Here is a 10,163-nt window from a genome sequence, read left to right as displayed (position 1 = left end):
GCCGTATCGGTACTCGCCATGACATCGGACACCACGACGAAAGGACAGGCCTTGATGGCCGCCTCGACGGCGCCGGCATCCGGCATGGAAACCACCGGATTGGTGGCCATGATCCACAGCGCCTTTATGCGACCGTCGGCCACGGCCCTGAACATGTCCACCGCCTTCAGTCCGGGTTTTTCCGCAATGGCGGGCGAGGCCCAGAAGCGTCGCACGCGGTCGCGATCCTCGGCATTTTCGATAGCCATATGGGCGGCCAGCATGTTGGCCAGCCCGCCGACTTCGCGCCCACCCATGGCGTTCGGCTGGCCGGTCAGCGAAAAGGGACCCATGCCCGGCCTGCCGATGCGGCCGGTGGCAAGGTGGCAATTGATGATAGCGTTGACCTTGTCGGTGCCGCTTTCAGACTGGTTGACGCCCTGGCTGTAGCAGGTGACGGTTTTTTCCGTGCGTTCGAACACTTCGTAAAAGGATATCAGTTCGGCGATGGTCAGGCCGGTGGCCGCCGCGATTTCCGTCGGACTATGCGCGCGTGCGGCCTGCATGGCGGCGTCGAAGCCGACTGTATGGTTTTGCACATAAGCGCGATCGATGGCCGAACTGCCGGAAAGATGCGCCAGCAGGCCGGTAAACAGCGCGACATCTCCATCGGGGCGGATGGCAAGGTGCATATCGGCAATATCGGCGCTCATCGTCCGGCGCGGATCGATGACGACGACCTTCATTTTCGGCCGCGCCGCCTTGGCGGCCGAAAGCCGCTGATAGAGAACCGGGTGGCACCAGGCGAGGTTGGAGCCGGTGAGGATCACCAGATCGGCAAGCTCCATATCCTCATAGGTGCCCGGCACCGTATCGGCCCCAAAAGCGCGGCGGTGGCCGGCGACGGAGGACGACATGCAAAGCCTTGAATTGGTGTCGATATTGGCCGAGCCTATGAAACCCTTCATCAGCTTGTTCGCCAGGTAATAATCTTCCGTCAGCAATTGGCCGGAGACGTAAAAGCCGACCGAATCCGGGCCATGCTCGGCGATGGCTTGAGAAAAGCGGGAAGCGATGAAATCGAGCGCCTCTTCCCATGCGGCCGGTTTTCCGTGAATTTCAGGATGAAGAAGGCGGCCGTCGAGATCGATGGTTTCGGCGAGAGCCGAACCCTTGGAGCAAAGCCTTCCGACATTGGCGGGGTGGTCCGGATCGCCTTTGATGGAAACGACGCCGGAATCATTGACGGTGGCGATGACGCCGCAGCCGACGCCGCAATAGGGACAGGTGGTTTTGGTTTCAACGGGCATGGGTTTGCCCTCTCAGTAAGTGCTGTTTACCCCGCCTCGGTATGTGGCGCTTACCCCCCTCTGTCCTGCCGGACATCTTCCCCTCAAGGGGGGAGATCACTTGCGGCACGGACTTCGTTTCACAGTTTAGGTCGCCGACCGTAGAGATGAAGCGGAAAGTCTGCCGCTTGTCGATCTCCCCCCTTGAGGAGGAGATGCCCGGCAGGACAGAAGGGGGTAAACTCACTGCCATCGCCATTCACTCCGCCGCTATCATCAAAGTTTCGAGCGCTATCGAAAGCCTTCCGTCGAGATTGCGTATCGGAATCGTCCTTACCTCGCCCTCATCAGCCCCCAGCGCCTTGCCGGTCTCCAGCGAAATGACCCAATTGTGCAGGGGACACGTCACCGAAGCCCCATGCACGATGCCCTGGGAGAGCGGCCCGCCCTTATGCGGGCAATGGTCCTCAATCGCGAAGACCTGATCTTCCGCCGTGCGGAACACGGCGATCTTGCCCATCGGCGTCTTCACGCAGCGCGCGCCGCGCAGGGGAATGTCGGAGATATCGCCAATATCGATCCAGTTACTGTCCATCGTTCTCACTCCGCCGCCTCGCTGAAACCGATCGCCGCCATGGACGTGAATTCGTGCTTGTCGTGGCCGGATACGCGTTCCGACCAGGGATCGACCTGCGCGAATTGCTGGCTGAAGACGAAGCGGTCGAAATAGGCCTTGCGCTTTTCCGCATCGTCCATGATCTGGCGGCGGATTTCGTCGTAACCGATCCGCTTGGCCCATTTGTAGATGCGCTCGAGATAGCGGGCCTGTTCGCGATACATCTGCGTCAGCGCCACGATATGCTCCAGCGCCTCGTCCTCGGTGTGGACGAGACCGAGCACTTCCGTGCCCTTGATATCGAGACCGGCGGCGCCGGCGAAATGGATCTCGAAACCGGAATCGACGCAGATGACGCCGATATCCTTGCAGGTGGCCTCCGCGCAGTTGCGCGGACAGCCGGAAACGGCGAGCTTCAGCTTGGCGGGCGTCCACGAGCCCCACATGAATTTTTCGATGCGGATGCCGAGCCCGGTCGAATCCTGCGTGCCGAAACGGCACCACTGCTGACCGACACAGGTTTTTACCGTGCGCAAGCCCTTGGCGTAGGCCTGACCGGAAATGAAGCCGGCCTTGCCGAGATCGGCCCAGACGGCGGGCAGATCCTCCTTCTCGATGCCGAGAAGGTCGATACGCTGGCCGCCCGTCACCTTCACCATCGCAATATCGAACTTGTCGACCACATCGGCAATCGCCCGAAGCTCGGAGGAGGAGGTGACGCCGCCCCACATGCGCGGCACCACGGAATAGGTGCCGTCCTTCTGGATATTGGCGTGAACGCGCTCATTGATGTAGCGCGACTGGTAATCATCGGCATATTCGTCCGGAAAATCGCAGACGAGATAATAATTGAGCGCCGGCCGGCACTTGGCGCAGCCGCAGGAGGTCTTCCATTCCAATTCCTGCATGACGGCGGGAATGGTCTTCAGGCCCTTGGCCTTGATAAGCAGGCGCACATCGTCATGGCCGAGATCGGTACATTTGCACATAGGCTGCACGGCAGCGGGATTGTAGCCGTCGCCGAGCGTTATCGTCATCAGCTGCTCGACAAGACCGGTGCAATTGCCGCAGGAGGCGGACGCCTTGGTGTGGGCGCGCACATCGTCGAGCGACGTCAGCCCCTTGGACGTGATTGCCGAGGTGATCTTGCCCTTGCAGACGCCGTTGCAGCCGCAGATTTCCGCATCATCCGGCAAGGCTGCAACGGCCGCCATAGGGTCCAGCGGCGACCCTCCCTGATAGGCCTGACCGAAAATAAGGGTTTCGCGCATGGCGGAAATATCGGTCGATTTCTTCATCAGATCGAAGAACCACGAGCCGTCCGCCGTCTCGCCGTAAAGCACCGCGCCGATGATGCGGTTTTCCTTGAGGATCAGGCGCTTATAGACACCGGCGGTGGCATCGCGCAGCACGATTTCCTCGCGGTCGTCGCCTTCGGCGAAATCGCCGGCGGAAAACAGGTTGATGCCGGTGACCTTCAATTTCGTGTTGGTGACGGAGCCGTGGTATTCGGCCGAGCCGCCGCAGAGACGGTCGGCCAGTACCCGTGCCGATTCGTAAAGCGGTGCAACCAGCCCGTAGCACATGCCGCGATGCTCGGCGCATTCGCCGAGCGCGTAGATCGAAGCGTCCGAGGTCATCATGCCGTCATCGACGACGATGCCGCGATTGACGGCGAGACCAGCGTCCTTGGCAAGACTGGAAGCCGGGCGAATGCCGACCGCCATCACGACCATGTCGCCCTTGATGATCCGGCCGTCCTCCAGCTCGATGCCTTCGACCTTTTCCTCACCGAGAATGCATTTGGTGTTGGCCTTGGTGATGATGTCGATGCCGCGCTCGGTGAGCGCCCTTTCCAACAGATAGGCCGCTGCCGGATCGAGCTGGCGCTCCATGATCGTCGGCATCAGATGAATGACAGTCACATCCATGCCCTGGCGCTTGAGACCATAGGCGGCTTCCAGCCCGAGAAGGCCGGCACCGATGACGATGGCACGGCCTTTTCCCTTGGCGATTTCGAGCATCTTCGTCACATCGTCGAGATCTCGGTAGGCGAGCACGCCCGGAAGCTGATGGCCGGGGACGGGGATGATGAAGGGCAGGGAACCGGTGGCGATCACCAGTCTGTCGTAGGAAACCGTGATGCCGTTTTCGCTGCTGACGGTCTTCTTGTCGCGGTCGATGCCCGTCACTTTGGCACCCTTGTGCAGGGTGACGTTATTGGCCGCATACCAGCCGTCATCATGGATGACGATGTCCTCGTAGCTCTTTTCGCCCGAGAGGACCGGCGAGAGCATGATACGGTCGTAATTGACGCGCGGCTCGGCGTTGAAAATGGTGACGTCGTAAAGGCCGGGAGCGGTTTCGAACAGTTTCTCCAGCATGCGTCCCGGCGCCATGCCATTACCGATGATGACGAGTTTTTGCGTCATGATTGTTACTCCGCGGCTTCGACGAAGCGGTGACGTTCGTAAAGGAACTTCAGCACGGCCTCGCGGCATTTGAGGTAGGTCTTGTCGGATGCAAGCTCGATGCGGTCGCGCGGGCGGGCGAGCGGCACGTCCAGCACCTCGCCGATATGGGCGGCGGGACCGTTGGTCATCATCACGATGCGATCGGAAAGCAGCACCGCCTCATCGACATCATGGGTGACCATGACCATGGTGTTGCCGAGCCGGGCGTGGATTTCCATCACGGCGTCCTGAAGATGGGCGCGGGTCAGCGCGTCGAGCGCCCCGAAAGGCTCGTCCAGCAGCAGGATCTTCGGTTCCATGGCGAGCGCCCGGGCGATGCCGACGCGCTGCTTCATGCCGCCGGAAATTTCCGAGGGTTTCTTGTCCCTGGCATGTGCCATCTGCACGAGATCGAGATTACGCATGACCCAGTCATGGCGTTCGGCACGTGTTTTTGTCCTGCTGAACACCTTGTCTACGGCGAGATTGACGTTTTCATAGACCGAAAGCCACGGCAGCAGGCTGTGGTTCTGAAACACCACGGCGCGCTCCGGCCCCGGCTCGTTGACCTCACGGTTTTCGAGCAGAACGGCACCGGCCGAAACCTTCGTCAGCCCGGCGATGAGGTTGAGCATCGTGGATTTGCCGCAGCCGGAGTGGCCGATGACCGAAACGAATTCGCCTTTTTCGATGGTGAGGTTGATACCTTTCAGCACCTCGGCGCGCGAGCCGCCCTTGTCGAAATATTTGTCGATGTGATCGAGCTTCAGATAAGCGTTCATAATCGTCGCCCTCTCAATTCGCCGCAGCGCCGCGGGTGATGACCTTGGCGAGCGCCGCCACCAACTTGTCGAGCATGAAGCCGACGACGCCGATATAGGCGAGCGCCACGATGATGTCGGGCAGACGCGAGGAATTCCACGCATCCCAGATGAAGAAACCGATGCCGACACCGCCGGTTAGCATTTCCGCCGCGACGATCGCCAGCCACGAAAGGCCGACACCGATGCGCAGGCCGGTGAAGATGTAGGGTGCCGCCGAAGGCAGCATGATCTTGAAGAAGAATTCCAGCTGGTTGAGCCGCAGCACCTGCGCCACGTTGCGGTAATCCTGCGGAATGTTGCGCACGCCGACCGCCGTATTGATGATGACCGGCCAGACGGAGGTGATGAAGATCACGAAGATCGCCGACGGATTGCTGTCCTGAAATGCGGCCAGCGACAGCGGCAGCCAGGCGAGCGGCGGCACGGTGCGCAGCACCTGGAAGATCGGGTCGAGACCGCGCATCGCCCAGACCGACTGGCCGATCACAGCCCCGAGGATGATGCCCGCGATAGCGGCAAGGCCGAAACCGTAAGCCACCCGCTCGAGCGAGACGAGGACACGCAGGCCAAGGCCGATATCCTGCGAACCATTCTGGAAAAACGGCGAGACGATGAGATCGTAGCTCTCCTCGAAGACCTGGCTCGGCGGCGGCAGGGAGGCGCCGGGGGCGGAACAGAGCAATTGCCAGACCCCGAGCAGAATGGCGAGGACGACGAAGGGTGGGAGGATGTTGCGGGCCGCGATCGCACCCCAGTTGCGCAGATCGATGCGCGGCAACTGCTTCGGCGCGAGCGCCACGACGTTTGCCTTGCGTACTGCCGGCTGCTGCGGCTCTTCGTTGAATTTTCGGGCCAATGCGGACATGGGCGTTTCCTCTTGATTTCGGTTGCGGTCTGGGCTCGCCCTTCATCCGGTCTTCAGTCTCGGCCGCCGAAAGGCGGGCACTGGCGGATGAAGGGCGATGCCCGGTCTCCTCCTCAGGAGGCCGCCTTGATGGAAAGGCTTTCGAGATAGGCAGACGGATTTTCCGGGTCGAAGACCTTGCCGTCGAAGAAGGTTTCCTTGCCGCGCGAGGTGGAGGCGGGAAGATCGGTTACGCCGAGATCCTTCGCCGCCGCGCGCCAGATGTCCTCGCGGTTCACCTGCTCAACCAGTGCCTTCACGTCCGTGTCGGGGGCGAATTTGCCCCAGCGGATGTTTTCGGCGATGAACCAGCTGTCATGGCTGTGGAACGGATAGGAGGCATGGTCCTGCCAGAACTTCATTTGAAGGCCGGTATTTTCGAGCACCCGGCCGTTGCCGTAATTGATATTGCCCTTGAGGCGGCCGAGGACGTCCTTCGGCGGCACGTTGAACCATTGGCGTTTGCCGAGGATGGCGGACATCTCCTCCTTGTTGGCCATCTCGTCGCACCATGCTTGAGCTTCCATGACCGCCATCAGCAAGGCCTTGGCGGCGTTGGGGTTCTTTTCCACCCAGTCGGCGCGCATGCCGAGCGCCTTTTCCGGATGGCCCTTCCACAGTTCGCCTGTCGTACAGGCCGTGAAACCGATGCCCTGATTGACGAGCTGCTCGTTCCACGGCTCGCCCACGCAGAAGACGTCCATATTGCCGACCTTCATGTTGGCGACCATCTGCGGCGGCGGAACGACGATGGTGGAGACATCCGTGTCCGGATCGATGCCGCCGGCGGCGAGCCAATAGCGGATCCAGAGATCATGGGTGCCGCCGGGGAAGGTCATGGCCGCCTTGATTTCCTTGCCTTCGGCCTTCTTCTTCTCGAAAACCGCCTTCAGCTTGGAGGCATCCAGCTGAACGCCGGTCTCGGCATATTCCCTCGCGACGGAGATGCCCTGGCTATCAAGATTGAGGCGCGCGAGGATCGTCATCGGCACCGGCACATTGTTCTGCGTCACCTTGCCGGTATGCATCAGGTAGGGCATCGGCGTCAGGATATGCGCGCCGTCGATGCCGTTCGAAGCGCCGCCGAGCACCAGATTGTCGCGCGTCGCACCCCAGGAAGCCTGCTTTAGAACCTCGACATCCGGGATGCCGTGTTTGGCGAACAGGCCCTTTTCCGCCGCAATGATCAGCGGGGCGGCATCAGTGAGCGCGATAAAGCCGATTTTCGCGCCTTTCACTTCGGGCTCAGCGGTGGCTGCGAAAGCACCGGACGGAAAGGCCACGCGCACGGCGCTGACAAGGGCGGCGGTGGCTGTCGCCTTTAGTATCGTGCGGCGACTTACATCGCCGGAGAATATCTTTTTCATTCGCATGTTCCCCTTATTGGGCCACCTCTGCGGGTGACGCTTTCGCTTGCGAAAAAACCTGAAAACAAAAAAACGCCGCTCGGTGTTTGCGCCTTCGGAACGGGAGGTGTTCCGGGCAGCAAAACCTTGCGACGTCTATGTCTTTGAAAGCGCCTATGCCGCGCCCTGCTTGCTCCGATCGCCGTTGACCGGTGCAAACAATGGGAAGCAAGCGGCGTGCCAGTTTACAGAATGAAATCTAAATAATTGAAAATATATGTCAATTTATCGAAATCAACCGCATGATTAAATTTTAATCAGGGACATTCTTGTCTTTCCTTTGTGCAAATTCGAGGGATGCGCGCTTGAAATTTGCGCAGATGGAACGGCAAAAGGCCGATCATGCCTCGCCCGGAGTGGCGGAAACGGGTGCAAATGTGCGCACGGCAAAGCTGTTCACATAACTGGCTATATCGGCAGGATCGAACACGACGCCATCCACGAAACGGTCTCCCTCGTCCTGCCCCTCGATGCGGATGTCAGCATCGTCAGGCGCTTTCCCGTCACCTAAAGCCGCCCGATAAATATCCGGTCGATAGGCAGAGAGAGCGGCGTTGACACCGGCCTCAGACAATTCCGCCTGCCCCCAGCGGACCATCTGGCTGTAAATCCACAGGGCCTGGCTTTGGCGCGGATAATTGGCGTGGTCGCCATGGAAGGTAAAATATTTATCGATAACCCGACGGTTGCCCTGGCTGTCGATGCTGAATTCGCCCGCTAGCACGCGGCGAATAATGCTTTGCGGCGCGCCGATATAACGCGGATCGGCGAGCGCACCACTCAGCGCGTCGTGATTATCTGCGCTATCACACCAGCTTGCGGCGGCATCGAGCGCCGTCAATAGCCTCCCCACCGTTTCCGGCTGGCTTTCCGCCCATTCCGGCCGCATGGCGATGACTTTTTCGGGAGCGGAGGGCCACAAATCCTGCTTGGCAGCCACGATCCGGCCGACACCACGCTCGGCAGCGACAATGTTCCATGGCGCACCGACACAGAAGCCATCGATGGCGCCCGCCGCCAGCGCATCCGAGGTCATGGGCGGCGGCACCACCACAAGCTTCACATCATGATCGGGATGGATGCCGCCAGCCGCAAGCCAGTAGCGAAACTCGTAATTATGCGATGAAAACGGATAGGTCATGCCAAGCGTCGGCGGCGGTTCGCCGCGCGCGCGCATATCATCGAGCACCCGCTTCAACGCCTCGGCATTTTCGAGCGCTCCCGCCGTTTCGGAAAGCCCGGTCAAAGCCTTCATCCGTGCAAACAGCCGGGTCGAAAGCGTGATCGCATTTCCGCCACGTCCGAGTGAAAAGGGCGTGATTGTCGGCGACGGATTGGAGCCGAGCCCGAGCATGGAGGCGACGGGCATCGGCGACAGCATATGGGCGATATCGAATTGCCGAAACGCCAGCCGGTCGCGCACATTCGCCCAGGAAACATCCTTGACGAGATCGAGCGTCAGGCCCTCGCGTTCGGCGAAACCGAATTCAGCCGCAGCAATGAGAACGGACGCATCGACAAGAGGAATAAAACCTGCACGCAGGATTTTTTGCCGGTCGCTGCCGACCATTGCCGGTGAACCAGGGGCTTGCGTTTCGCCGCCATTTGATTCCGGTGCCGCCATTTCACGCACTCCTTGATTGTCCGGCCGGCAGGTTCGTCACATCAACAGACCCGCCGCGGTGACCACGCTTTGCGCGATCTCGGAAATCTTCTTTTTTTCGTTCATCGCCGTCTGCCGCAGAAGCGCAAAAGCCTGTTCCTCGGAAAGGCCGCGCATCTTCATCAATATGCCCTTCGCCCGCTCCACGACCTTGCGTTCCTCCAGCGCCGATTTTGCATCGGCAAGTTCCCGCTGCAGGCGGCTGAAGGCATTGAATCGGCTGACGGCCATATCGAGAATGGGCTTGACCCGCTCCTTCTTCAGCCCGTCGACCACATATGCCGACACCCCGGCCTCGACGGCCGCCTCGATGGAGGCCGTATCGGAACGATCGACAAACATGGCGATGGGGCGGCTTACCGTGCGGGTCAGCTGGAAAAGATGCTCCATCATATCACGGTTGGGATTTTCAAGATCAATGAAGATGACATCGGGCTGCAGCGTCTCGATGGTGCGAGCGACCCCGTTCACCTCATGGATGACGGTGACGCGCTGATATCCAGCTTCGCGTAGCCCCTCCTCGATGATGGAGGCGCGGATCGCGTTTTCGTCAATGACAAGAATGGTGAGGTCGCGAAGCGTCATGGCAGCATTGATGACGCAGCGCAGCAAACTTGGCAATCGTCTCGATCTGCAAAAGTGGGACGGTACGGCAAGGAACGTTTCTAAACCTGCCGCCCGCACCTCAAGAGGCGTGTTCGACGGCGCGTTCGAGCGCCTTCAGTACCGTGCGCTCGGAAAGATTGAGATAGATATCCATCTCGTCGCCCGCCTCTTTCGCCTTGCCTTCCTCCATCAGCGACAGGATTTTGCTGTTCATGTCGACAAAGGGAGAATGAAGCTGTTCGGGATCTTTCAGGAGGCCGAAACACAGCCTCAGTTCCGCAGCGATACGCTCGTAAAAGTCGCTGATCCGGGCACTGTCGAGGAGATCGACCACCGCAGCGTGAAATTTCATGTTGGCGCTGCCCACGCCCAGCCAATCGGCGGCCTCGCGCTTGATTTTGGCGTCCTCGACCGCTGCGCGCA

The 10,163-nt window shown here is 60.3% G+C and carries 9 protein-coding genes; all 9 read right to left on the bottom strand.

The annotated features are described in order from the left end of the window. On the bottom strand, positions 1-1,289 hold a 1,289-nt coding region (locus ACUTJJ_RS23230), incomplete at its 3' end, for a molybdopterin-dependent oxidoreductase (RefSeq protein ID WP_445543566.1). 238 nt (positions 1,290-1,527) lie between these two features. Next, positions 1,528-1,863 (bottom strand): nitrite reductase small subunit NirD, encoded by a 336-nt coding sequence (gene nirD / locus ACUTJJ_RS23225; protein WP_404494944.1) that lies wholly within the window; start codon positions 1,861-1,863, stop codon positions 1,528-1,530. Positions 1,864-1,868: 5 nt separating this feature from the next. Next, complete coding sequence (gene nirB / locus ACUTJJ_RS23220) at positions 1,869-4,316, bottom strand: nitrite reductase large subunit NirB (protein WP_445543565.1); 2,448 nt, start codon at positions 4,314-4,316, stop codon at positions 1,869-1,871. Positions 4,317-4,321: 5 nt separating this feature from the next. Further along, positions 4,322-5,119 (bottom strand): ABC transporter ATP-binding protein, encoded by a 798-nt coding sequence (locus ACUTJJ_RS23215; protein ID WP_445543564.1) that lies wholly within the window; start codon positions 5,117-5,119, stop codon positions 4,322-4,324. A 13-nt stretch (positions 5,120-5,132) separates the two neighbouring features. Next, complete coding sequence (gene ntrB / locus ACUTJJ_RS23210; RefSeq protein WP_445543563.1) at positions 5,133-6,026, bottom strand: nitrate ABC transporter permease; 894 nt, start codon at positions 6,024-6,026, stop codon at positions 5,133-5,135. Between the two features lie 113 nt (positions 6,027-6,139). Beyond that, positions 6,140-7,432, bottom strand: coding sequence for a CmpA/NrtA family ABC transporter substrate-binding protein (locus ACUTJJ_RS23205; protein WP_445543562.1), 1,293 nt, complete (start codon positions 7,430-7,432; stop codon positions 6,140-6,142). 379 nt (positions 7,433-7,811) lie between these two features. After that, positions 7,812-9,095 (bottom strand): CmpA/NrtA family ABC transporter substrate-binding protein, encoded by a 1,284-nt coding sequence (locus ACUTJJ_RS23200; RefSeq protein ID WP_445543561.1) that lies wholly within the window; start codon positions 9,093-9,095, stop codon positions 7,812-7,814. 36 nt (positions 9,096-9,131) lie between these two features. Beyond that, on the bottom strand, positions 9,132-9,719 hold the full coding sequence (locus ACUTJJ_RS23195) for an ANTAR domain-containing response regulator (protein WP_063950510.1): 588 nt from the start codon (positions 9,717-9,719) through the stop codon (positions 9,132-9,134). Between the two features lie 100 nt (positions 9,720-9,819). After that, a partial coding sequence (locus tag ACUTJJ_RS23190) for an FCD domain-containing protein (RefSeq protein WP_445543560.1) occupies positions 9,820-10,163 on the bottom strand: 344 nt, incomplete at its 5' end.

Source organism: Agrobacterium sp. DKPNP3 (assembly GCF_052686535.1).
Note: the sequence above shows the minus strand (reverse complement) of the source record. Positions and strands in the feature narration are given on the sequence as shown.

Coding starts and splice junctions, on each gene's coding strand:
- nirD (WP_404494944.1), bottom strand. CDS start 1,863: ATGGACAGTAACTGGATCGATATTGGCGATATCTCCGACATTCCCCTG.
- nirB (WP_445543565.1), bottom strand. CDS start 4,316: ATGACGCAAAAACTCGTCATCATCGGTAATGGCATGGCGCCGGGACGC.
- ACUTJJ_RS23215 (WP_445543564.1), bottom strand. CDS start 5,119: ATGAACGCTTATCTGAAGCTCGATCACATCGACAAATATTTCGACAAG.
- ntrB (WP_445543563.1), bottom strand. CDS start 6,026: ATGTCCGCATTGGCCCGAAAATTCAACGAAGAGCCGCAGCAGCCGGCA.
- ACUTJJ_RS23205 (WP_445543562.1), bottom strand. CDS start 7,432: ATGAAAAAGATATTCTCCGGCGATGTAAGTCGCCGCACGATACTAAAG.
- ACUTJJ_RS23200 (WP_445543561.1), bottom strand. CDS start 9,095: ATGGCGGCACCGGAATCAAATGGCGGCGAAACGCAAGCCCCTGGTTCA.
- ACUTJJ_RS23195 (WP_063950510.1), bottom strand. CDS start 9,719: ATGACGCTTCGCGACCTCACCATTCTTGTCATTGACGAAAACGCGATC.